Annotated in this window: 10 protein-coding genes, 6 tRNA genes, 7 rRNA genes and 1 pseudogene; 15 read left to right on the forward strand and 9 right to left on the reverse strand. The window is 47.5% G+C overall.

Features of this window, described 5'->3' with window-relative positions; all coding sequences use genetic code 11:
• Window positions 1–36: 36 nt before the first annotated feature.
• From rrf (AC0OMA_RS00995) to AC0OMA_RS01065, 15 genes are all read left to right on the forward strand, one after another.
• Window positions 37–152 (forward strand): 5S ribosomal RNA (rrf, locus tag AC0OMA_RS00995).
• A 45-nt stretch (window positions 153–197) separates the two neighbouring features.
• Window positions 198–272 (forward strand) — tRNA-Asn (locus AC0OMA_RS01000).
• A gap of 2 nt (window positions 273–274) precedes the next feature.
• Window positions 275–347 (forward strand) — tRNA-Thr (locus AC0OMA_RS01005).
• A 60-nt stretch (window positions 348–407) separates the two neighbouring features.
• Window positions 408–482, forward strand: a tRNA-Gly gene (locus AC0OMA_RS01010).
• Window positions 483–513: 31 nt separating this feature from the next.
• A tRNA-Arg gene (locus AC0OMA_RS01015) sits at window positions 514–590 on the forward strand.
• 27 nt (window positions 591–617) lie between these two features.
• Window positions 618–694, forward strand: a tRNA-Pro gene (locus tag AC0OMA_RS01020).
• A gap of 8 nt (window positions 695–702) precedes the next feature.
• A tRNA-Ala gene (locus AC0OMA_RS01025) sits at window positions 703–778 on the forward strand.
• A gap of 172 nt (window positions 779–950) precedes the next feature.
• Window positions 951–2500, forward strand: a 16S ribosomal RNA gene (locus AC0OMA_RS01030).
• Between the two features lie 170 nt (window positions 2501–2670).
• Window positions 2671–5598 (forward strand): 23S ribosomal RNA (locus tag AC0OMA_RS01035).
• 55 nt (window positions 5599–5653) lie between these two features.
• Window positions 5654–5769, forward strand: a 5S ribosomal RNA gene (gene rrf / locus AC0OMA_RS01040).
• Between the two features lie 186 nt (window positions 5770–5955).
• A 16S ribosomal RNA gene (locus AC0OMA_RS01045) occupies window positions 5956–7505 on the forward strand.
• A 170-nt stretch (window positions 7506–7675) separates the two neighbouring features.
• A 23S ribosomal RNA gene (locus tag AC0OMA_RS01050) occupies window positions 7676–10603 on the forward strand.
• Between the two features lie 54 nt (window positions 10604–10657).
• Window positions 10658–10773, forward strand: a 5S ribosomal RNA gene (gene rrf / locus AC0OMA_RS01055).
• Together the 16S, 23S and 5S rRNA genes with 6 tRNA genes alongside form the textbook arrangement of a ribosomal RNA operon.
• A 486-nt stretch (window positions 10774–11259) precedes the next feature.
• A complete protein-coding gene (locus AC0OMA_RS01060) occupies window positions 11260–12696 on the forward strand; it encodes a SulP family inorganic anion transporter (protein ID WP_046340197.1) in 1437 nt (478 codons plus the stop codon).
• Between the two features lie 145 nt (window positions 12697–12841).
• On the forward strand, window positions 12842–13762 hold the full coding sequence (locus tag AC0OMA_RS01065) for a bile acid:sodium symporter family protein (RefSeq protein ID WP_181218379.1): 921 nt from the start codon (window positions 12842–12844) through the stop codon (window positions 13760–13762).
• 9 nt (window positions 13763–13771) lie between these two features.
• Here the strand turns inward: AC0OMA_RS01065 and AC0OMA_RS01070 are convergent, their stop codons facing one another.
• The 9 genes and pseudogenes from AC0OMA_RS01070 to AC0OMA_RS01110 form a co-directional block, all read right to left on the reverse strand.
• Window positions 13772–14524: an alpha/beta hydrolase gene (locus tag AC0OMA_RS01070; RefSeq protein WP_063335958.1), complete on the reverse strand. Its 753-nt coding sequence runs from the start codon at window positions 14522–14524 to the stop codon at window positions 13772–13774.
• Window positions 14521–15531 (reverse strand): iron ABC transporter permease FeuC, encoded by a 1011-nt coding sequence (feuC, locus tag AC0OMA_RS01075; RefSeq protein WP_474221816.1) that lies wholly within the window; start codon window positions 15529–15531, stop codon window positions 14521–14523. Before feuC ends, AC0OMA_RS01070 begins: the two co-directional genes overlap by 4 nt.
• Window positions 15524–16528 carry a FecCD family ABC transporter permease gene (locus AC0OMA_RS01080; RefSeq protein WP_003234979.1) on the reverse strand — a complete coding sequence of 335 codons (1005 nt, stop codon included), beginning with the start codon at window positions 16526–16528 and terminating at the stop codon, window positions 15524–15526. Before AC0OMA_RS01080 ends, feuC begins: the two co-directional genes overlap by 8 nt.
• Window positions 16529–16546: 18 nt before the next feature.
• Window positions 16547–17500: an iron ABC transporter substrate-binding protein FeuA gene (feuA, locus tag AC0OMA_RS01085; protein ID WP_014478641.1), complete on the reverse strand. Its 954-nt coding sequence runs from the start codon at window positions 17498–17500 to the stop codon at window positions 16547–16549.
• Between the two features lie 90 nt (window positions 17501–17590).
• A complete protein-coding gene (gene btr / locus AC0OMA_RS01090; protein WP_474221817.1) occupies window positions 17591–19180 on the reverse strand; it encodes a bacillibactin transport transcriptional regulator Btr in 1590 nt (529 codons plus the stop codon).
• A 189-nt stretch (window positions 19181–19369) separates the two neighbouring features.
• Window positions 19370–20614, reverse strand: a complete 1245-nt coding sequence (locus AC0OMA_RS01095; RefSeq protein ID WP_015382609.1) for an exo-beta-N-acetylmuramidase NamZ family protein — start codon at window positions 20612–20614, stop codon at window positions 19370–19372.
• A 13-nt stretch (window positions 20615–20627) separates the two neighbouring features.
• Entirely contained in the window at window positions 20628–22556 is a 1929-nt protein-coding gene (gene nagZ, locus AC0OMA_RS01100) for a beta-N-acetylhexosaminidase (protein ID WP_046340198.1), read from the reverse strand.
• Window positions 22557–22583: 27 nt separating this feature from the next.
• Window positions 22584–23908: pseudogene (amiE, locus tag AC0OMA_RS01105) on the reverse strand (N-acetylmuramoyl-L-alanine amidase).
• Between the two features lie 56 nt (window positions 23909–23964).
• The gene (locus AC0OMA_RS01110; protein WP_474221818.1) at window positions 23965–25335 is read right to left on the reverse strand and encodes a PTS transporter subunit EIIC; all 1371 of its coding nucleotides are present in this window, start codon (window positions 25333–25335) and stop codon (window positions 23965–23967) included.
• Between the last annotated feature and the right edge of the window lie 4 nt (window positions 25336–25339).

Below are 25339 nucleotides of genomic sequence, written 5' to 3' on the forward strand. Positions count from 1 at the left end.
CCTGTTATCTAGTTTTGAGAGAACACTCTCAATTTGTTTGGTGGCGATAGCGAAGAGGTCACACCCGTTCCCATACCGAACACGGAAGTTAAGCTCTTCAGCGCCGATGGTAGTCGGGGGTTTCCCCCTGTGAGAGTAGGACGCCGCCAAGCAGATTTATTAATTCTACCATGTTTGTTTATGAAGCTTTATATTATTCCGCAGTAGCTCAGTGGTAGAGCTATCGGCTGTTAACCGATCGGTCGTAGGTTCGAATCCTACCTGCGGAGCCATTGCTTCCATAGCTCAGCAGGTAGAGCACTTCCATGGTAAGGAAGAGGTCAGCGGTTCGAGCCCGCTTGGAAGCTTTATTAAATGTATTATTACCAAGGTTTCTCATAAGGAGAAAGCTTTTTTTATTGCGATATGCGGAAGTAGTTCAGTGGTAGAACACCACCTTGCCAAGGTGGGGGTCGCGGGTTCGAATCCCGTCTTCCGCTCCATTTATCCCAACGGGATATTGTAAATTGAATTGCGCCCGTAGCTCAATTGGATAGAGCGTTTGACTACGGATCAAAAGGTTAGGGGTTCGACTCCTCTCGGGCGCGCCATATCTTTTAATAGAATAGATAGGGAATCGGGAAGTAGCTCAGCTTGGTAGAGCACATGGTTTGGGACCATGGGGTCGCAGGTTCGAATCCTGTCTTCCCGACCATTTTTTATGGGGCCTTAGCTCAGCTGGGAGAGCGCCTGCTTTGCACGCAGGAGGTCAGCGGTTCGATCCCGCTAGGCTCCACCAAAAGTTTTTTAAAAAAGTTGTTGACTTTGAAGAAGTGACGTTGTATACTAATAAAGTTGCTTTAACAAAGAGGACAAACAAAATGATCTTTGAAAACTAAACAAGACAAAACGTACCTGTTAATTCAGTTTTTAAAAATCGCACAGCGATGTGCGTAGTCAGTCAAACTACTTTATCGGAGAGTTTGATCCTGGCTCAGGACGAACGCTGGCGGCGTGCCTAATACATGCAAGTCGAGCGGACAGATGGGAGCTTGCTCCCTGATGTTAGCGGCGGACGGGTGAGTAACACGTGGGTAACCTGCCTGTAAGACTGGGATAACTCCGGGAAACCGGGGCTAATACCGGATGGTTGTTTGAACCGCATGGTTCAAACATAAAAGGTGGCTTCGGCTACCACTTACAGATGGACCCGCGGCGCATTAGCTAGTTGGTGAGGTAATGGCTCACCAAGGCAACGATGCGTAGCCGACCTGAGAGGGTGATCGGCCACACTGGGACTGAGACACGGCCCAGACTCCTACGGGAGGCAGCAGTAGGGAATCTTCCGCAATGGACGAAAGTCTGACGGAGCAACGCCGCGTGAGTGATGAAGGTTTTCGGATCGTAAAGCTCTGTTGTTAGGGAAGAACAAGTACCGTTCGAATAGGGCGGTACCTTGACGGTACCTAACCAGAAAGCCACGGCTAACTACGTGCCAGCAGCCGCGGTAATACGTAGGTGGCAAGCGTTGTCCGGAATTATTGGGCGTAAAGGGCTCGCAGGCGGTTTCTTAAGTCTGATGTGAAAGCCCCCGGCTCAACCGGGGAGGGTCATTGGAAACTGGGGAACTTGAGTGCAGAAGAGGAGAGTGGAATTCCACGTGTAGCGGTGAAATGCGTAGAGATGTGGAGGAACACCAGTGGCGAAGGCGACTCTCTGGTCTGTAACTGACGCTGAGGAGCGAAAGCGTGGGGAGCGAACAGGATTAGATACCCTGGTAGTCCACGCCGTAAACGATGAGTGCTAAGTGTTAGGGGGTTTCCGCCCCTTAGTGCTGCAGCTAACGCATTAAGCACTCCGCCTGGGGAGTACGGTCGCAAGACTGAAACTCAAAGGAATTGACGGGGGCCCGCACAAGCGGTGGAGCATGTGGTTTAATTCGAAGCAACGCGAAGAACCTTACCAGGTCTTGACATCCTCTGACAATCCTAGAGATAGGACGTCCCCTTCGGGGGCAGAGTGACAGGTGGTGCATGGTTGTCGTCAGCTCGTGTCGTGAGATGTTGGGTTAAGTCCCGCAACGAGCGCAACCCTTGATCTTAGTTGCCAGCATTCAGTTGGGCACTCTAAGGTGACTGCCGGTGACAAACCGGAGGAAGGTGGGGATGACGTCAAATCATCATGCCCCTTATGACCTGGGCTACACACGTGCTACAATGGACAGAACAAAGGGCAGCGAAACCGCGAGGTTAAGCCAATCCCACAAATCTGTTCTCAGTTCGGATCGCAGTCTGCAACTCGACTGCGTGAAGCTGGAATCGCTAGTAATCGCGGATCAGCATGCCGCGGTGAATACGTTCCCGGGCCTTGTACACACCGCCCGTCACACCACGAGAGTTTGTAACACCCGAAGTCGGTGAGGTAACCTTTTAGGAGCCAGCCGCCGAAGGTGGGACAGATGATTGGGGTGAAGTCGTAACAAGGTAGCCGTATCGGAAGGTGCGGCTGGATCACCTCCTTTCTAAGGATATTATACGGAATATAAGACCTTGGGTCTTATAAACAGAACGTTCCCTGTCTTGTTTAGTTTTGAAGGATCATTCCTTCGAAACGTGTTCTTTGAAAACTAGATAACAGTAGACATCACATTCAATTAGTAACACAAGATATCACATAGTGATTCTTTTTAACGGTTAAGTTAGAAAGGGCGCACGGTGGATGCCTTGGCACTAGGAGCCGATGAAGGACGGGACGAACACCGATATGCTTCGGGGAGCTGTAAGCAAGCTTTGATCCGGAGATTTCCGAATGGGGAAACCCACCACTCGTAATGGAGTGGTATCCATATCTGAATTCATAGGATATGAGAAGGCAGACCCGGGGAACTGAAACATCTAAGTACCCGGAGGAAGAGAAAGCAAATGCGATTCCCTGAGTAGCGGCGAGCGAAACGGGATCAGCCCAAACCAAGAGGCTTGCCTCTTGGGGTTGTAGGACACTCTGTACGGAGTTACAAAAGAACGAGGTAGATGAAGAGGTCTGGAAAGGCCCGCCATAGGAGGTAACAGCCCTGTAGTCAAAACTTCGTTCTCTCCTGAGTGGATCCTGAGTACGGCGGAACACGTGAAATTCCGTCGGAATCCGGGAGGACCATCTCCCAAGGCTAAATACTCCCTAGTGACCGATAGTGAACCAGTACCGTGAGGGAAAGGTGAAAAGCACCCCGGAAGGGGAGTGAAAGAGATCCTGAAACCGTGTGCCTACAAGTAGTCAGAGCCCGTTAACGGGTGATGGCGTGCCTTTTGTAGAATGAACCGGCGAGTTACGATCCCGTGCAAGGTTAAGCAGAAGATGCGGAGCCGCAGCGAAAGCGAGTCTGAATAGGGCGCATGAGTACGTGGTCGTAGACCCGAAACCAGGTGATCTACCCATGTCCAGGGTGAAGTTCAGGTAACACTGAATGGAGGCCCGAACCCACGCACGTTGAAAAGTGCGGGGATGAGGTGTGGGTAGGGGTGAAATGCCAATCGAACCTGGAGATAGCTGGTTCTCTCCGAAATAGCTTTAGGGCTAGCCTCAAGGTAAGAGTCTTGGAGGTAGAGCACTGATTGGACTAGGGGCCCCTACCGGGTTACCGAATTCAGTCAAACTCCGAATGCCAATGACTTATCCTTGGGAGTCAGACTGCGAGTGATAAGATCCGTAGTCGAAAGGGAAACAGCCCAGACCGCCAGCTAAGGTCCCAAAGTATACGTTAAGTGGAAAAGGATGTGGAGTTGCTTAGACAACCAGGATGTTGGCTTAGAAGCAGCCACCATTTAAAGAGTGCGTAATAGCTCACTGGTCGAGTGACTCTGCGCCGAAAATGTACCGGGGCTAAACGTATCACCGAAGCTGCGGACTGTTCTTCGAACAGTGGTAGGAGAGCGTTCTAAGGGCTGTGAAGCCAGACCGGAAGGACTGGTGGAGCGCTTAGAAGTGAGAATGCCGGTATGAGTAGCGAAAGAGGGGTGAGAATCCCCTCCACCGAATGCCTAAGGTTTCCTGAGGAAGGCTCGTCCGCTCAGGGTTAGTCGGGACCTAAGCCGAGGCCGAAAGGCGTAGGCGATGGACAACAGGTTGATATTCCTGTACCACCTCCTCACCATTTGAGCAATGGGGGGACGCAGGAGGATAGGGTAAGCGCGGTATTGGATATCCGCGTCCAAGCAGTTAGGCTGGGAAATAGGCAAATCCGTTTCCCATAAGGCTGAGCTGTGATGGCGAGCGAAATATAGTAGCGAAGTTCCTGATTCCACACTGCCAAGAAAAGCCTCTAGCGAGGTGAGAGGTGCCCGTACCGCAAACCGACACAGGTAGGCGAGGAGAGAATCCTAAGGTGATCGAGAGAACTCTCGTTAAGGAACTCGGCAAAATGACCCCGTAACTTCGGGAGAAGGGGTGCTCTGTTAGGGTGCAAGCCCGAGAGAGCCGCAGTGAATAGGCCCAGGCGACTGTTTAGCAAAAACACAGGTCTCTGCGAAGCCGTAAGGCGAAGTATAGGGGCTGACGCCTGCCCGGTGCTGGAAGGTTAAGAGGAGCGCTTAGCGTAAGCGAAGGTGCGAATTGAAGCCCCAGTAAACGGCGGCCGTAACTATAACGGTCCTAAGGTAGCGAAATTCCTTGTCGGGTAAGTTCCGACCCGCACGAAAGGCGCAACGATCTGGGCACTGTCTCAACGAGAGACTCGGTGAAATTATAGTACCTGTGAAGATGCAGGTTACCCGCGACAGGACGGAAAGACCCCGTGGAGCTTTACTGCAGCCTGATATTGAATGTTGGTACAGCTTGTACAGGATAGGTAGGAGCCTTGGAAACCGGAGCGCCAGCTTCGGTGGAGGCATCGGTGGGATACTACCCTGGCTGTATTGACCTTCTAACCCGCCGCCCTTATCGGGCGGGGAGACAGTGTCAGGTGGGCAGTTTGACTGGGGCGGTCGCCTCCTAAAAGGTAACGGAGGCGCCCAAAGGTTCCCTCAGAATGGTTGGAAATCATTCGCAGAGTGTAAAGGCACAAGGGAGCTTGACTGCGAGACCTACAAGTCGAGCAGGGACGAAAGTCGGGCTTAGTGATCCGGTGGTTCCGCATGGAAGGGCCATCGCTCAACGGATAAAAGCTACCCCGGGGATAACAGGCTTATCTCCCCCAAGAGTCCACATCGACGGGGAGGTTTGGCACCTCGATGTCGGCTCATCGCATCCTGGGGCTGTAGTCGGTCCCAAGGGTTGGGCTGTTCGCCCATTAAAGCGGTACGCGAGCTGGGTTCAGAACGTCGTGAGACAGTTCGGTCCCTATCCGTCGCGGGCGCAGGAAATTTGAGAGGAGCTGTCCTTAGTACGAGAGGACCGGGATGGACGCACCGCTGGTGTACCAGTTGTTCTGCCAAGGGCATCGCTGGGTAGCTATGTGCGGACGGGATAAGTGCTGAAAGCATCTAAGCATGAAGCCCCCCTCAAGATGAGATTTCCCATTCCGTAAGGAAGTAAGATCCCTGAAAGATGATCAGGTTGATAGGTCTGAGGTGGAAGTGTGGCGACACATGGAGCTGACAGATACTAATCGATCGAGGACTTAACCATATTTTTGAATGATGTCACACCTGTTATCTAGTTTTGAGAGAACACTCTCAATTTGTTTGGTGGCGATAGCGAAGAGGTCACACCCGTTCCCATACCGAACACGGAAGTTAAGCTCTTCAGCGCCGATGGTAGTCGGGGGTTTCCCCCTGTGAGAGTAGGACGCCGCCAAGCAATTGCACGTTAGTGTAATTTTTAAAAAAAGTTGTTGACTTTGAAGAAGTGACGTTGTATACTAATAAAGTCGCTTTAACAAAGCGGACAAACAAAATGATCTTTGAAAACTAAACAAGACAAAACGTACCTGTTAATTCAGTTTTTAAAAATCGCACAGCGATGTGCGTAGTCAGTCAAACTACTTTATCGGAGAGTTTGATCCTGGCTCAGGACGAACGCTGGCGGCGTGCCTAATACATGCAAGTCGAGCGGACAGATGGGAGCTTGCTCCCTGATGTTAGCGGCGGACGGGTGAGTAACACGTGGGTAACCTGCCTGTAAGACTGGGATAACTCCGGGAAACCGGGGCTAATACCGGATGGTTGTTTGAACCGCATGGTTCAAACATAAAAGGTGGCTTCGGCTACCACTTACAGATGGACCCGCGGCGCATTAGCTAGTTGGTGAGGTAATGGCTCACCAAGGCAACGATGCGTAGCCGACCTGAGAGGGTGATCGGCCACACTGGGACTGAGACACGGCCCAGACTCCTACGGGAGGCAGCAGTAGGGAATCTTCCGCAATGGACGAAAGTCTGACGGAGCAACGCCGCGTGAGTGATGAAGGTTTTCGGATCGTAAAGCTCTGTTGTTAGGGAAGAACAAGTACCGTTCGAATAGGGCGGTACCTTGACGGTACCTAACCAGAAAGCCACGGCTAACTACGTGCCAGCAGCCGCGGTAATACGTAGGTGGCAAGCGTTGTCCGGAATTATTGGGCGTAAAGGGCTCGCAGGCGGTTTCTTAAGTCTGATGTGAAAGCCCCCGGCTCAACCGGGGAGGGTCATTGGAAACTGGGGAACTTGAGTGCAGAAGAGGAGAGTGGAATTCCACGTGTAGCGGTGAAATGCGTAGAGATGTGGAGGAACACCAGTGGCGAAGGCGACTCTCTGGTCTGTAACTGACGCTGAGGAGCGAAAGCGTGGGGAGCGAACAGGATTAGATACCCTGGTAGTCCACGCCGTAAACGATGAGTGCTAAGTGTTAGGGGGTTTCCGCCCCTTAGTGCTGCAGCTAACGCATTAAGCACTCCGCCTGGGGAGTACGGTCGCAAGACTGAAACTCAAAGGAATTGACGGGGGCCCGCACAAGCGGTGGAGCATGTGGTTTAATTCGAAGCAACGCGAAGAACCTTACCAGGTCTTGACATCCTCTGACAATCCTAGAGATAGGACGTCCCCTTCGGGGGCAGAGTGACAGGTGGTGCATGGTTGTCGTCAGCTCGTGTCGTGAGATGTTGGGTTAAGTCCCGCAACGAGCGCAACCCTTGATCTTAGTTGCCAGCATTCAGTTGGGCACTCTAAGGTGACTGCCGGTGACAAACCGGAGGAAGGTGGGGATGACGTCAAATCATCATGCCCCTTATGACCTGGGCTACACACGTGCTACAATGGACAGAACAAAGGGCAGCGAAACCGCGAGGTTAAGCCAATCCCACAAATCTGTTCTCAGTTCGGATCGCAGTCTGCAACTCGACTGCGTGAAGCTGGAATCGCTAGTAATCGCGGATCAGCATGCCGCGGTGAATACGTTCCCGGGCCTTGTACACACCGCCCGTCACACCACGAGAGTTTGTAACACCCGAAGTCGGTGAGGTAACCTTTTAGGAGCCAGCCGCCGAAGGTGGGACAGATGATTGGGGTGAAGTCGTAACAAGGTAGCCGTATCGGAAGGTGCGGCTGGATCACCTCCTTTCTAAGGATATTATACGGAATATAAGACCTTGGGTCTTATAAACAGAACGTTCCCTGTCTTGTTTAGTTTTGAAGGATCATTCCTTCGAAACGTGTTCTTTGAAAACTAGATAACAGTAGACATCACATTCAATTAGTAATACAAGATATCACATAGTGATTCTTTTTAACGGTTAAGTTAGAAAGGGCGCACGGTGGATGCCTTGGCACTAGGAGCCGATGAAGGACGGGACGAACACCGATATGCTTCGGGGAGCTGTAAGCAAGCTTTGATCCGGAGATTTCCGAATGGGGAAACCCACCACTCGTAATGGAGTGGTATCCATATCTGAATTCATAGGATATGAGAAGGCAGACCCGGGGAACTGAAACATCTAAGTACCCGGAGGAAGAGAAAGCAAATGCGATTCCCTGAGTAGCGGCGAGCGAAACGGGATTAGCCCAAACCAAGAGGCTTGCCTCTTGGGGTTGTAGGACACTCTGTACGGAGTTACAAAGGAACGAGGTAGATGAAGAGGTCTGGAAAGGCCCGCCATAGGAGGTAACAGCCCTGTAGTCAAAACTTCGTTCTCTCCTGAGTGGATCCTGAGTACGGCGGAACACGTGAAATTCCGTCGGAATCCGGGAGGACCATCTCCCAAGGCTAAATACTCCCTAGTGACCGATAGTGAACCAGTACCGTGAGGGAAAGGTGAAAAGCACCCCGGAAGGGGAGTGAAAGAGATCCTGAAACCGTGTGCCTACAAGTAGTCAGAGCCCGTTAACGGGTGATGGCGTGCCTTTTGTAGAATGAACCGGCGAGTTACGATCCCGTGCAAGGTTAAGCAGAAGATGCGGAGCCGCAGCGAAAGCGAGTCTGAATAGGGCGCATGAGTACGTGGTCGTAGACCCGAAACCAGGTGATCTACCCATGTCCAGGGTGAAGTTCAGGTAACACTGAATGGAGGCCCGAACCCACGCACGTTGAAAAGTGCGGGGATGAGGTGTGGGTAGGGGTGAAATGCCAATCGAACCTGGAGATAGCTGGTTCTCTCCGAAATAGCTTTAGGGCTAGCCTCAAGGTAAGAGTCTTGGAGGTAGAGCACTGATTGGACTAGGGGCCCCTACCGGGTTACCGAATTCAGTCAAACTCCGAATGCCAATGACTTATCCTTGGGAGTCAGACTGCGAGTGATAAGATCCGTAGTCGAAAGGGAAACAGCCCAGACCGCCAGCTAAGGTCCCAAAGTATACGTTAAGTGGAAAAGGATGTGGAGTTGCTTAGACAACCAGGATGTTGGCTTAGAAGCAGCCACCATTTAAAGAGTGCGTAATAGCTCACTGGTCGAGTGACTCTGCGCCGAAAATGTACCGGGGCTAAACGTATCACCGAAGCTGCGGACTGTTCTTCGAACAGTGGTAGGAGAGCGTTCTAAGGGCTGTGAAGCCAGACCGGAAGGACTGGTGGAGCGCTTAGAAGTGAGAATGCCGGTATGAGTAGCGAAAGAGGGGTGAGAATCCCCTCCACCGAATGCCTAAGGTTTCCTGAGGAAGGCTCGTCCGCTCAGGGTTAGTCGGGACCTAAGCCGAGGCCGAAAGGCGTAGGCGATGGACAACAGGTTGATATTCCTGTACCACCTCCTCACCATTTGAGCAATGGGGGGACGCAGGAGGATAGGGTAAGCGCGGTATTGGATATCCGCGTCCAAGCAGTTAGGCTGGGAAATAGGCAAATCCGTTTCCCATAAGGCTGAGCTGTGATGGCGAGCGAAATATAGTAGCGAAGTTCCTGATTCCACACTGCCAAGAAAAGCCTCTAGCGAGGTGAGAGGTGCCCGTACCGCAAACCGACACAGGTAGGCGAGGAGAGAATCCTAAGGTGATCGAGAGAACTCTCGTTAAGGAACTCGGCAAAATGACCCCGTAACTTCGGGAGAAGGGGTGCTCTGTTAGGGTGCAAGCCCGAGAGAGCCGCAGTGAATAGGCCCAGGCGACTGTTTAGCAAAAACACAGGTCTCTGCGAAGCCGTAAGGCGAAGTATAGGGGCTGACGCCTGCCCGGTGCTGGAAGGTTAAGAGGAGCGCTTAGCGTAAGCGAAGGTGCGAATTGAAGCCCCAGTAAACGGCGGCCGTAACTATAACGGTCCTAAGGTAGCGAAATTCCTTGTCGGGTAAGTTCCGACCCGCACGAAAGGCGCAACGATCTGGGCACTGTCTCAACGAGAGACTCGGTGAAATTATAGTACCTGTGAAGATGCAGGTTACCCGCGACAGGACGGAAAGACCCCGTGGAGCTTTACTGCAGCCTGATATTGAATGTTGGTACAGCTTGTACAGGATAGGTAGGAGCCTTGGAAACCGGAGCGCCAGCTTCGGTGGAGGCATCGGTGGGATACTACCCTGGCTGTATTGACCTTCTAACCCGCCGCCCTTATCGGGCGGGGAGACAGTGTCAGGTGGGCAGTTTGACTGGGGCGGTCGCCTCCTAAAAGGTAACGGAGGCGCCCAAAGGTTCCCTCAGAATGGTTGGAAATCATTCGCAGAGTGTAAAGGCACAAGGGAGCTTGACTGCGAGACCTACAAGTCGAGCAGGGACGAAAGTCGGGCTTAGTGATCCGGTGGTTCCGCATGGAAGGGCCATCGCTCAACGGATAAAAGCTACCCCGGGGATAACAGGCTTATCTCCCCCAAGAGTCCACATCGACGGGGAGGTTTGGCACCTCGATGTCGGCTCATCGCATCCTGGGGCTGTAGTCGGTCCCAAGGGTTGGGCTGTTCGCCCATTAAAGCGGTACGCGAGCTGGGTTCAGAACGTCGTGAGACAGTTCGGTCCCTATCCGTCGCGGGCGCAGGAAATTTGAGAGGAGCTGTCCTTAGTACGAGAGGACCGGGATGGACGCACCGCTGGTGTACCAGTTGTTCTGCCAAGGGCATCGCTGGGTAGCTATGTGCGGACGGGATAAGTGCTGAAAGCATCTAAGCATGAAGCCCCCCTCAAGATGAGATTTCCCATTCCGCAAGGAAGTAAGATCCCTGAAAGATGATCAGGTTGATAGGTCTGAGGTGGAAGTGTGGCGACACATGGAGCTGACAGATACTAATCGATCGAGGACTTAACCACATTTTGAATGATGTCACACCTGTTATCTAGTTTTGAGAGAACACTCTCAATTTGTTTGGTGGCGATAGCGAAGAGGTCACACCCGTTCCCATACCGAACACGGAAGTTAAGCTCTTCAGCGCCGATGGTAGTCGGGGGTTTCCCCCTGTGAGAGTAGGACGCCGCCAAGCAAGCTTAAACTCAGCTCATTGAGCTGGGTTTTTTATTTTATATCTGTTGAGAGTCATAAATAATCAAAATGCAGGTTGTACGGGAGACTCATCCAGACTCCATCCGACTGCGATTGGCAGGATAGAGCCGCCAATCCATTGGCAACGAGTAGCATGCCTGTCGTTTGTTCGGAAACCGGCTCGGGTTGCCAAATGAGAGAAAAGATATTACTGTCATTAAAACGATTCTTGGTTTCATCCGGATATGATAAAATGTCTCAGACTATATTTGAGCCATTTTTTTCTTCAGCATTCATCTTGCGTAATTGATAAAAATTTATTATGATACTCTTTGTATGACAACTCCTTGCCTCAATACAATATACTCAACGTTTCCCCTTTTTCCCCGGTCGTTTTTCTTTTCATTTTCTCCCGTAAAATAAAAAAAGCTCCCAATACAAAAGATATGGTGCGGATTTATTTTTTACTAAAAAGGAGTCGTTATATTTGAATAATAGTTTTACATTAAAACAGCAATGGTTCGGGAATATCCGAAAAGACATTCTTGCTGGCATTTTAGTTGCGTTAGCGTTAATACCTGAAGCGATTGGCTTTTCTATTATAGCCGGTGTGGATCCGATGGTCGGTCTTTATGCGTCATTTTGTATAGCCATTATTATTTCTTTTTTTGGCGGCAGACCTGGCATGATTTCAGCTGCGACAGGCTCAATGGCAGTCGTTATGGTGTCGCTGGTTGCTGATCATGGGCTTCAGTATTTATTTGCGGCTACGATTTTGACAGGTATTATTCAGGTGATTTTAGGTATCAGTAAAATTGCAAGATTAATGAAATTCATCCCGCGTTCTGTGATGATCGGTTTTGTGAATGCGCTGGCGATCCTTATCTTCTCTGCGCAGCTTCCCCAGTTTGAAGGTGCTTCTTGGAGTATGTATGCGATGCTTGCCGGGTCGTTGGTTATTATTTATGTGCTGCCAAGGTTTACGACTGCTGTTCCGTCTCCGCTTGTGGCGATTATTGTGATGACAATTATTGCGGTCACTTTCCATGTGGATGTGCGGACGGTTGGTGATATGGGCAATATTTCTAGTTCATTGCCTCATTTCTTAATCCCTGATGTTCCGTTTACCTTTGAAACACTGCAAATTATTTTTCCTTATTCAATTGCTTTAGCGTTTGTCGGGTTGCTTGAATCTTTGCTGACAGCACAGATTATTGATGAAATGACGGATACGGACAGTGATAAAAATAAAGAGAGCCGCGGACAGGGAATTGCGAATATCGTGACTGGATTCTTTGGCGGAATGGCAGGATGCGCTATGATCGGACAATCTGTCATTAATACAAAAGCGGGTGGTCGCGGACGTTTGTCAGCATTTGTTGCCGGTGCTTTTCTGATGTTTTTAATTGCGGTGTTAAGTCATGTCGTGGTGAAAATCCCAATGGCGGCGTTAGTGGCTGTAATGGTTATGGTGTCTGTCGGCACATTTGATTGGTCTTCCTTAAAAGGTCTCAAAAAAGCGCCGCTCACGGACTCGATTGTCATGGTTGTGACTGTGGTTACGGTTGTTGTGACGGATGACTTATCTAAAGGTGTATTTGTCGGTGTTCTTTTAAGTGCCGTGTTCTTTGTGGCAAAAATCTCGAAGCTGAAAATCGTTTCTCATGCAGAGGATCAAAAGCTTAGAACGTATCAAGTGAAGGGGCAAATCTTTTTTGCGTCAGTGACGGATCTTGCAAATGCGTTTATATATCAAGAGGATATTGAGCGGGTTGTGATTGACTTAACTGAAGCTCACGTATGGGACGATTCTGGTGCGGCCGCACTTGATAAGATTGTTGCGAAGTTTAAGGAACAAGGCATTGAAGCTGAGTTAAAAGGTTTGAATAAAGCGAGTAAATCTCTAATGAAACAGATGGCATAAAATAGAGAAGCCCAGATTAATGAGATCTGGGCTTTTTTATATAACATACACTTAAGCAGCATTGATATAATAGAGAGAAGAGAAATTTTAAATAGGGGACTTGCATATGATGCTTCAGAAGCTGAACCGTGTATTGGGGAGGGTTATGCCGCTGTTGACGCCGACTAGTGTGGTGTTGGGCGTGCTGCTGTCTCAGTTTTTACATGGGTATGAATGGGCTGTGCCTTGGATCTTTGCTTTTATTACGTTTGCAGGCAGTTTGAGCGCGAACTTTCAATCTTTGAGACATGCATTGTCTCACCCTCTCCCTATGATTCTTGCACTATTCGTTCTTCATATTTTTATGCCGCTTTTTGCTTGGGGCAGCGGCCATCTTATTTTTAAAGGTGATCCTTTGACGATTACCGGTTTAACATTGGCTGTTGTGATTCCTACGGGGATTACAAGCTTGATTTGGGCAGCGATGTACAAAGGGAATGTCGGTTTGACACTTTCGATTATTCTAGTTGATACTGTGCTGTCACCGCTAATCGTACCGCTGAGTCTTTCATTGCTGGCCGGCGCTCAGGTTCATATGGATGTGTGGGGAATGATGAAAGGTCTGATTATAATGGTCGTGATTCCTTCTTTTCTGGGCATGCTGTTTAATCAGGTGTCATCTCCAGAAAGAACTGCGTCTGTGAGCAGTGCGCTGTCGCCTTTTTCAAAGCTTTGCTTGATGGCAGTGATTGCGATTAACAGTTCAGCGATTGCTCCTTATTTCAAATCCATTGATTTGAGATTTGCAGGAATAGCTGTAACGGTATTCTTTATCGCGTTAACAGGCTATGCCGCTGCTTGGCTGATCGGAAAAATGATGAAAAGGCGCCAAGAGGAAATAGTCTCTCTTATATTTACGGGAGGCATGAGGAATATTAGTGCCGGCGCAGTTCTTGCCGTTACGTTCTTCCCGTCTCAGGTTGCCGTTCCTGTTGTGATCGGCATGCTGTTTCAGCAGATATTGGCTGCTTTGTTTGGCTATATGCTGAATCGTTTTGAATTAAAACCAATGTTGCAGAAAGCATAAAAAAACCGCTCATAGGGTTGAGCGGTTTTTTCCGTATAGCCATTCGAGCGCGTTGATGAACTGCTTGCAGAAATACTTGCGGTGGTGTACCGCTCCTTTTTCAATTGAAAGACACAACTGGTCTTCAGTGAAGCCTTTTTCTTTTAGACTTTGATGAACTTGCTTTGTTTTTTTCAGCATATGTCGCTGAATGGATTGTTTTTCACGGCCTTCTTCACTCCCGACAGACATGAAAACACGTGCAGTGACGGGCTTTAAAAAAGATATATGAATGGTTTCCGCTGCGTTCTCGTACCAGTATGAACCTGATATAGAGCCTATTTTCCCGAACATTGACGGATATTTTAATAAGGCGAACATTGAGATGAGGCCGCCTAATGAGGCACCGATCATTCCTCTTGACTGCGGTTCCCTGGTGACGTTCCAGTTTTCTTCGATTAGCGGAATGAACTGGTTCGTTATATCAGACAGATAGTGATATCCCATTCCGCCGAAGTCCGTGAATCGATCACTGAGTGATGCAGCCGGCCATGGGGTGTATTCATCAAGCCGGTTTTCGGGTTCGATACCAATTAGCAGGAGTTCAGGGAGCCTTTGCTGTTGAAACATGCTTTCTAAAAATTCAATTTCGTCGTGAAACAAAGAATTGCCATCCTGCACATAAACAGCAGGAAATCCCCCGCTGTCTGTGCTGTAGGAAGGAGGGAGGTACAGCGTGAACCTCCTGTTGCCGGCTTTGTGTTCTGAAAGAGATCCTTTCAAGCATTCTCCCCCTTTTTTTGCTTGAAAAGCAAATATAAGAAATAAGGAACTCCGAGGATCGCCAAAATGATGCCTGCGGGCACTTCTGCGGGCTGAAAAAATAGTTTTCCGGCAAAGTCTGCGCTTATCACAAGAAGCATCCCGATTAAACCGCTCAGTGGCAGGATATAGCGATGTTCGACGCCAGCCAGTCTCCGTGAGATATGGGGAGCAATTAAGCCGACAAACGCCATGCTTCCCGCTACGGAGACACAGGCGCTGATGATTGCTACACAGGCTACGAGCAGGATGGTTTTTTCTTTATTTGATGAAATGCCGAGGCTTCTGACTGTGTCTTCATCAAAACGAATGGTGTCGAGCAGGCGGGATTTGCCGATAAGAATCGGTATAAACAGCAGCATCCATGGGAGTACGGCTGTGATATACGTCCAGTTGGCAGACCAGATGCTTCCGTTTTTCCACACCATGGCCATTTGATAGTCTTGCGGGTCCATTTTTAAAGATAAAAACAAAGACAGGGCGCTGAATCCTGAATTGATCGCAATCCCTACCAGAATAATTCTTCCTGAATCTAAATTGCCTCTGTGCCATGCAAATATGTAAATCAGGATCGCCGCGATGAGCCCGCCTATCAATCCAAAGAGCGGCATTCCCATCGCTGCCGCTATGGATGTCACTTCCTTCTGGCCTTGGAATACGAGCATAAACGCTACAATGCCGGCTCCTGCCCCTGCGTTGATTCCGAGAATTCCAGGATCAGCAAGCCCGTTTCTCGTGATGGCCTGGATAACAGCGCCTGCAATGCCAAGACCGAGTCCAATAATAGCAGCCATGACAACCCGCGGCAGTCTTAAATCGAACAGCAAAATTTCATACTGCGGATTCGGGTCGATTTGAAAAAGAGTGGAGAGCAGCTCAGCAGGACGAACAGAAAATGATCCGCTCGTTAAGCTGAAATAGCTGACAACAAGAATCAAAGCGATGAACAATGCATATTTTTTAGCCATTTTGCTCCCCTCCTTTTCGTTTAATTAAATAAAGGAAGAAAGGTACGCCGATAATGGATGTTACGACCTCAATCGGTGTTTCAAACGGATAGTTGATAAATCTGCTTGCGAGATCACACAGGGTTAAAAAGATTCCGCCCAAAATACAGGAGCACGGAATCAGCCTGCTGTAATCAGAGCCGACGAGAAATCTCGTGATATGCGGAACAACCAACCCGACAAACGCAATTTTTCCGGCCAGCGCTACGGCACTGCCGGTTAGAATGATGACGGAAAGCATTGCCATGATTTTAATGGTTTTTTTCTTTTGCCCCAGGCTTTTAGAAATGTCGTCCCCTAATGATACAGCGGTTACCTTTTTGCTGAGAGAAATGGCCATTATGATGCCAATCAGGAAAAACGGAGCGGCAAGCTTCAGGAAATCTGGACTCATTTGATGAAGTCTGGCACTGTACCAGAAACTGAGATCCTGAGAAATTTGAAAATAAATCGACATGGCCGCTGATAAGCTGCTGAGCAGCATGCTTGTGACTGTGCCGATGATGGCGAGTTGCACGGGGGTAAATCCGTTTGGCATCATGGCGGCAAGGCCGAATACTAACACAGCTCCTAACGCTGAGCCGATAAAAGAGTATATCATCATTTCAATCGAAGATGATTGCGGGAGCAGAACCATGCAAAGCGTAATGATAAACGCTGAACCATCTGAAACACCCATAATGGATGGCGAAGCTAAATAATTGCGCGTAATGCCCTGCATAAGCGCTCCAGAAACAGCAAGGGCTGCCCCTATGAGCAGAGCGCCGGCAGCCCTTGGAATCCGGGAATGCCATATAATTTGATGGTCTGTGTTTCCCGGATCGAAATGAATAAGAGATGTAAAAACAATATCTGTGCTAAGATGCTTTGCCCCATAAAGGATTGAAAGCAAAAGTGACAGCGCTATAGCGAATGGAGAAGTAATCAATATGATACGTGTCCACTGTTTTGAATACATACAAAAACCTACTCTGAATTAGTTTTGTGTCAATTTTTCAGCAGCCGCTTTCAGGAAACGGACTTTGCTCCAAGCTGTGCCGCCTTGTGCGAGAGGGTCCACTGAGTTGACATACACATGGTCTTCTTTGACTGCTTTAAGGCTTTTCCAGATTGGATTTTTCTCTAAATCTTTTAAGGCATCAGGTTTGTCTGCATTTTCATCATCAGAAAATTGGACGAAAATATGGTCCGGGTTCATTTCACTTAATTTTTCTAATGAAATCAGCTCTTGCGCTTTTGCAGCTTTTACTTCGTTCGGCGCCTTAAGGCCTAAATCACCGTATAGTGTGGAGTTGAAATACACCTGTTCAGGGTAAATATAAATGTTGCCTTGTCTGATTCTGATGACAAGCGCTTTTGAATCTTTCGCTTTATCGTTGATTTTTGTTTTTGTTTCTTTTAGATCCTGTTCATAGTCTGCAATAATTTTCTTTGCTTTTTTCTCTTTTCCAGTCAGCTGGGCAAGCAGCATCATGTTTTCCTTCCAGTTTGAAGAGATATGAGAAACTGGGATCGTCGTGCCTGCTGTGCTGATTTTTTGAAGCGTTTTTTCCGGAAACTTTGTTGAAGCAAGGATAACATCTGGCTTCATTTCAAGAATCTTTTCAATATTTGGCTCCATTTTTTCTCCGGTTGGTTTGGCTTTATCAGTGATGTCTTTGAACATATCAGGGAATTTGCCGGAGAATGAAATTGCGCCTTGCGGATGAACGTCAAGCAATTTCGCGTCTTCCATTGATTCAACGCTTCCCGTAATGGCGATTTTGTCTGTCGGTACAGTTACTTCATATGTTTTATCAAGGTATTCAATTTTCTTCTTCTCAGATGCTGTGCCGCTTGCCTTGCTGGCAGTTGATTCATTTTTGCTGCCGCAAGCTGCCGCCGTCAGAGCGAGAAGCAAGATTAATAAGGTAAGAGATATCTTTTTCATCTATAGAGCCTCCTGTTCAATTGATAACTATTATCAATTGGAATTATAGAGAATGAACAGATATAACACCATGGACAAATTCCTGATTTATCATGGACAATCTCCGGATAATAAAGAAACAGTTTGCTGAACGATGCGTTCGTGCCCGCAAGCTGAGTATTCATTCCACGGGTCAAGGGATAGAAGATAAACACGGTTATTCCGTACCGCGCTTAGGTTTTGCCATGCTTCTGTCTGCTGTAATTGCTGGTAGTAAGCTATGGTCTCCGGCTCTTTAAAAAGAAAAAGCATCATACAGTCAGCTTGGTAATTTGCGATATTTTCTAACGAAATCGCTTGTTCTGAAGGTGTGTCAGCCGTTGTTGCCGAGCTGAAACCTAAATCCCCAAAGAAAACTTCGCGGACACTTCGGTTATGTGCCAAATAGAAGTTTTGCTTATGCAGCCTCAAAAAGAGAAAACGCAGCCCTTGAACGTGCTGAAGTGTTTTTTTGGCGGCTGTTGTCTGCTGGTCATAATCCGCTAGCCACTTTTCTGCTTCGGACTCCTCCTTTAAAAATGAGGCAGTTTGCAGAAAGTGGGTTCTCCAGCTTTCTTCTGAAGGAAGGTACATGACTTCTGCGATGCGATTCAGGCGATCTTGTTCTTCTGGAGAAATAGAATCCATGCTGACAATCACATCTGGTTCTGCCTGTGATAACGTGTACAGGTTTTCTTCCCACTTTTCATTAAACCGGTATGCACTGAGCTGGACAGGTATATCTGTCGAATAATGCTGATAGTAGTAAGACGTCCATTTCGGATGCAGAGCGGCCGCAAAAGGTATGTGGTGAAGAGGGATGAGATGGCCCATTGTGCCCCTTCCGTATGCGGCGATTTTCTTTCGGCGTTTTTTCATATAGCTTGTAGGTGAACAGCCTGTATGTTTTTTAAAGATTCTGCTGAAATAAAATTCATCTTGATAACCGGTTTGGTGTGCGATTTCTTTCAATTTGCAGTTTGATTTTGCCATGAGCCGTTTTGCCTTTGTGATTCGTGTTTTCGTAATAAATTCTGTTACGCTCTGTCCTGTCCATTTTTTAAAGCTTTCACTGTAGTGTTTGGCACTGATTCCTGCCATTTGCGACAGCTGGGCAAGCGTGATTTTTGTATCGGCATGGGTTTCGATATAGTGTTTTGTTTTTTCGATTGCTGAATGTGTATCCGTTTGATCAGATAAACTGGCAGTAAAGAGGTCATAAATCAGGCTTTGTACTTCAATCACACATTTTAGCTGAGAAAGCTGAGACGATTCATTCCATAGTGCGGCAAGCTCTTGAAGCCGGACTGCAAGATTCTCGATATGTGAAACATTCATAAGCTTCAGGTTGGCTAATTCCGATTCTGTGCACGGTGTGAAAATATCTTGTCCGGTTTCCTTGATATAGCTTTGAAGCCTGATCAGACAGGCATCTATATGTCCATCGGCTGTTGGCGTGAAGCCAAAGGTCTCGTTAGGCGGACAAACATAAAGTGTCTTTTTTTGCAGAGGATTGGTGTTTGTTCCGATCGAAATATAGCCGTTTCCTTTTAAATGAAAAATCAGCACGAATGAATCGGCTAATTGCTGTTCTGAGAAGAGATCACTTGTCTTTTTTAGATATTCAATTTGTACCGGTTGATAAATCACTGCATTTTGCACGAGTAGACCACCTTTTCAGAAACGTTCAATTGATAATCATTTTCAATAAAAATTGTACCAAATAAATGAAAGTTTTCCTATATAAAGCGTGTGGGTTTTTAGCATGAAAAAACCCTTACTCGTGTGTAAAAGTAAGGGTCTTTCGTTCGATAAGAATATGTTACACGTGTAACATACAATGCTCACGTTCTAATAAATGAGATATTTTTTTCTTGTTTTGTTGAATTGTTGGAGTGTTTTTTCATAGCTGTTTATGATGTCCTCAATCGAAGTTCCATTTTTAATTTTTGTCCTGATCCAGCCGTTGCCTGCCAGTTTATTAAATGAACCTGTTGACAGGAACTCAAAATCCTCAGGATAGAGATCGTGTATGGTTTTAATGACTGAAAGACCTGTTTTAACGGCTTCAAACTTATCTCTGTCTGTCACATAGAGCTGCACACCGTGGCAAAGTGTTCCTTGATGTTTAGAAAACGTGGGTGTGAAGGATGCTGCCCTAAATGTAACGCCCGGCAAATGGAGGCTGTTTAATGTTTCTTCAAGTTCTGTGCTTTTGATAAAGGGAGCTCCGATCAATTCGAATGGCTTTGTTGTCCCTCGCCCTTCGGATATATTTGTTCCTTCAATCAGCCCGGTTGCAGGATAAACAAATGTGCTTTCCACCGTCGGCATGTTAGGCGAAGGGAGGACGAAAGGCAATCGGGTATCGTCAAAATCCATTTTTCGTTTCCAGTGTTTCATTTTTACCACTGTAAGATCGGCATCAATATCAAATTCTTTGTTGAACAGTAAAGCCAATTCGCCTATCGTCATCCCATGCTTCAATGGAATGGGATACAATCCGACAAATGAGGCGTATTCAGGTTCTAAGATTGGCCCTTCAATATGATTCCCGCCTTGAGGATTCGGACGGTCCAGCACCATAAATGGAATGCCGTTTTCTTTAGCGGCTTCCATTGCGTATGCCATTGTATAAATGTACGTGTAGAAACGGGTCCCGACATCCTGAATGTCAAACATTAGAATATCGACATTTTTCAGCATTTCTGGAGTCGGTTTTTTCGTTTTTCCGTAGAGGCTGTATACGGGAACCCCGGTTTTTTCGTCAATGTAAGAGCCTACTTCGTCTCCAGCCTGGGCGTCACCGCGGACGCCGTGTTCAGGGCCGAATAAAGCTGTCAGTTTGATATCCGGGTTCTCGTAAAGAATATCGACACTGCTTTTCAGAGATGCGTTTACTCCGGTTGGATTGGTGATCAGTCCGATACGTTTTCCCTTGAGCTGTTTTTTATAGTCTGGCAAGAGCGTGTCTATACCAGTTTGGACTTTAAGCTTTTTAGCCGTTTGATTCTTTGGATCGGGTGAAGAAGAGGCAGCGGTTATCGTTCCGAACATCATGAGCCCTGTCAGAAAAGCGAATATTGTTTTTCTCATGTGTCCCTCCTTATTAAAGCGGTTTTCCCGTTTTGATATTTAATCCGTAGCCATATGGATAAAGGGTGTCCCCCGGGTTCGTGACTGATGGGATGTCAACTGGAAGTGTGCCTTTAGGTTTTGCCTGGCCGAATATCGCCATCACTCCGGCCGGAATATTAGGTTGAAGATAACGGCCATTTGCGTATCCTTTAAAGCCATAGACTGCAATCAGTGCCTTTGCTTCTTCGAAATTGGCGGCATCATAGGGGTTGCGCAGGCTCATTAAGACAAATGGTTTGTTGTGCTGCAGTGCGGCTTTCATGACAGCTCTCGGAAACACGGTGGCCCATTTGCTTGAATCTGATATTGTGTCGTCGATGACACCGTCGTTGACGACAGGGTCATTTTTGACGACATAGGAGCCGGTTATGATATAATGAGCCTTTTTTACTTGTTTTGCATGCTCGGCATTAAATACTTGATTGGCAAAATTCATTTTGCTGAGGGATACGGATTTGATTTTCTTTCGCTTGATGAGATCGTGAATGGTTTGTTCGATTGAAGCAGTTTGTTCTTCGTAAGGTGCCACAATTAAGATTCGGCTGCCTTTTTTGGGCTTGAACGGCAAAGTGTGCTGTTCATTTTTTAATACAGTTACTGCTTTTTCAGCTATTTTTTTCTCTGCTTTCAGGTGCTGCTTGCTTCCTACGATTTTTTTGGCTTTGGCTATTTTTTCTTTTGTACTGTCGCTGTTTCGCGCTGGATACATGCCGCGTTTTATTTTCAGGGAAATGATTCTTTCAACTGATTTGTTGATTTGTTGTTCAGGAATATCCCCGTTTTTCACGGCTTCTTTCAAAGCTTGAATAACACGTGCGAATTTCTGTTCTTCTTTCATTGAAGTAACTGAGGCTGGCATTAATGCAATATCGACACCAGCTTTTACGGCCATGACCACAGCCTCTTCCTGTCCGAAATGATCTGCGATTGCCTTCATATTGAGCGCATCGGTAACGATCACACCATTAAAGCCCATTTCCTGACGAAGAAGACCTGTCATCACTTTTTTTGAAAGTGTAGCTGGAACCAGAATGTCCGATCCATCGAGTTTGCTTTTGTATGTGGTGTCGTCGAAGGCAGGGAATTGAACATGGGCTGTCATTACCATATCAGCACCGGCATCAATTGCTTTTTGAAAAGGATAAAGCTCGACCTCACGAAGCCGTTCTTGGCCATGGGAAACGAGCGGCAGTCCATAATGGCTGTCAACGTCCGTGTCTCCATGTCCCGGGAAATGTTTGAGGGCAGACGCGATATCCTGCCGCTGCAACCCTTTCATCGTGTATAAACCGAGGCGTGATGTCAGTTCTCGATTGGAGCTGAATGACCGTACGCCGATTACAGGATTATCAGGATTATTGTTAATGTCCACGACAGGGCTGAAATCTGTATTGATGCCTAAGGCAGAGAGCTCTTTCCCGATGATGCTGCCGGTCTGATACGCATTGATTCTGCTTCTGGCTGCGCCCAGCGCCATATTCCCTGGGAAATTAGTGCCTTCCCCTAACCTCGTTACAATGCCGCCTTCCTGATCAATACTCAGCATGAGCGGGATTTTTGGACTTGCCTTTTGGTAATCGTCTGTCAGTTGGACAGTTTGTTTTGTTGTTTTTACATTTTCTGCAAAAAGGATGATGCCTCCGAATTGATATTTCTTGACGAGGCTGGCGACTTCATCATTCATTTCTGTAAGGGCTTGCGGAGAGGACTCGCCTTCCTTTTGCCAGTTTCTAAAATCAGGCATCAGCATCTGGCCGAGTTTTTCGTCTAACGACATACGATTGACAATCTGATTGGCATCGATTGCACGTTTGGATGCAGAGGCTTCTGTCTGTCTGGCCCCGAAAAAGCATGAAATAAAGAGAACGGCTGAAAGGATAAGCGGAAAGACAGGTCTCATAGAAACTTCCTCCTATCGTCTAATCATTCATTCCATCGCTTCATAAATCGCGGTTATGACACTTCCATAACTGCCTGTTGCAAATTGATCACCCTCAAAGACGTTTGGATTTTCTTCCGGATCAATAACTGGTGTATGCTTTTTATTTGTTAACAATGCGATGCCTAAATTGTATGCTGGATCAATAATTGTAACTGTCCCTGTCCAGCCGGTATGCCCGTAAGCATTTTCACTGGCATGAGGGCCAAACATCCATTCCATGCTTTTACTTCCGTTCCGCCTCCAGCCAAGAGCGAATGTCGGATCTGTTGCTGAAGGTGCTGTAAACAGGTCGGCTGTTTTCTGATCAAATAAAGAAATATTTCGGTATGAACCTTTGTTTAACATGACTTGCAGCAGTATGGCCATATCATCTGCATTTGAGAACAATCCGGCATGCCCAGACACGCCATCCATTGAGTAAAACGCTTTTTCGTCATGCACTTCTCCTTGCAGCGAGTTTGTGCGGATGTTAGGGAATTGAATAACGCCGTCACGTGTATTGCCCATGCGTTCAGTAGCTGCGAACTGTTTCGGTTTAAAGCCCTTTTGCAGCGGATTGTACAAGGTATGCTTCAGCCTGAGCGGTTTGTAGAGCTCTTGCTCCGTGTAGACATCAAGCGGTTTGCCGGTGAGTTTTTCGACAATACATCCGAGTAGCATATATCCAATGTCACTGTATACGTGCTTTGTCCCAGTTTGATAATCGAGTGGAATTTTCGTCAAATATTCAATCGTTTTGTCCCGTTCCTGGGAATAGTACTTGCCGGCTTTTTCCGGCGTGTAAAAGTAAAAGCTTGATGGGAGCCCTGATTGGTGCTGGAGGACATCGATGACACGTATCTTGTCTTTTCCTTTTATGAGGTCACCCGGCTGATCCTTGAAACCCGGCAAATATGCAGAAACTTTTTCATAGACGTCAAGTTTTCCTTGGCTGACTAAGCGCTGCAATGCAAAATTTGTTGCGTACATTTTTGTATTTGAGGCTAAGTCAAACATCGTGCGGGTTTTCATTTTGGCCGGACGGCGCAGTAGTTCTGATCCTTCGTACTTTTTACTGTAGCCGTATGCTGCTTTTTTTATGATGCGTCCATCCTTCACCACCACAAGAACGGCGCTGGAAATCCTGCTGCAATATCCCGTTCTATCATCTGATCTACCTTCCTTAGCTTCTTCGTCGAGAATTGTGCAGTTTCTGCATTTATGGTTTTCGGCTCAACCAAGTTGTCTGCTGTTTGTGCGAAGGTTTCATTTGGCGCGAATATCGATAGGGTTAAAATGGCACTGAATATGAACAGTGTCTTTGTTTTCACAGGCTAGCCCCTTTCTGTGCTTCTATCCCGTTTACTATCCCTAATACAGAAACAATTTAATCGAACTGTGAAGCCATTTCATCTTTATATCCGAATGCATAGGTTAATAAAAAGCCGGCCGCGTAGGAAATAAAGAGCCCAATGATATACAAAATGATTTGCGAAGGCAGGACTAGAAAGGAAAGCGGCAGTCCGGAGACACCAATCGCAATGGTGGCTACTTGAAAATAAGCTTGAAAGGCGCCGCCGATTCCAGCTCCTAAACATGCTGTTAAAAACGGACGGCCAAGCGGCAGCGTCACTCCGAAAATAAGCGGTTCACCAATGCCGAGCAGTCCCGATGGAAGCCCGCCGGCGATTGCTTTCCTCAGTGTTGTTTTTTTCGTCTTCACGAAGACGGCAAAGGCCGCGCCTACCTGTCCTGCACCTCCCATAGCCAAAATAGGGAGCAGAGGGTCATTGCCAATTGAATTGATTAGTTCCATGTGCACAGGCGTCAAGCCTTGATGCAGTCCGGTTACGACGAGAGGAAGGAAGGTTGCGCCCAGAATAAAGCCCGCAGCGATGCCGCCGATGTCCAGGATGGACAGTAGGCCGGATGTAATGGCATCAGAAATGAATCCGCCTAAAGGCATAAATACGACATACGTTACGATTCCGGTGATTAACAGTGAAACGGTGGGTGTGACAATGATATCGAGTGATTGAGGAATAAAACGGCGAATAAATTGTTCGGTGTAAGCAATGAATATGGCTGCGAAAAGGACGCCGATCAGACCTCCCCTGCCCGGGAGAAGCTCTTCTCCAAATAAACTGATTTTTGCGATCTCCGGATTGATAATCAAGATCCCGGCCAAAGCCCCAAGTGCGGGTGTCCCGCCAAATTCTTTCGAAGCGTTAATACCAACGAGAATGCCGAGATAAGTGAACAGCCCTGATCCGATGACTGTCAGGATAACCGCAATTTGTGAGTCTGCAGAGAGCCAGCCTGCTTGAATAATTGCTTTGGTAATCCCAGTAATTAAACCGGAAGCGACTAGAGCGGGAATAAGAGGGATAAAAATGCTGGCAATTTTACGTAAGAAAAGTTTAAAAGGAGTGGCGTTTTTTCGATTGATATCGGCTTTCTTTTTGGCCGCTGCTTCTTTGACATCGGCACCTTCTTCTGCTGCTGACACGAGCTTCGAGAAAACAGCTGTAACATGATTGACGACTCCTGTGCCGAGGATAATTTGTAAGGTTTCAGCTTCAACGACCCCCAATACGCCGTCAAGCTTTCTTAAAGCCTGAGCATCCGCTTTGCTTTCATCGTAAGGCGTAATGCGCAGGCGTGTCATGCAATGCGTATATGAAGAAATATTGGATTTTCCTCCGCATAGCTCAAGGATTTTCTGTGCGAGATGATGGTAGTTATTTTCTTTGCTCATTAAA

The sequence above is a fragment of the Bacillus sp. AMCV2 genome (assembly GCF_056033925.1).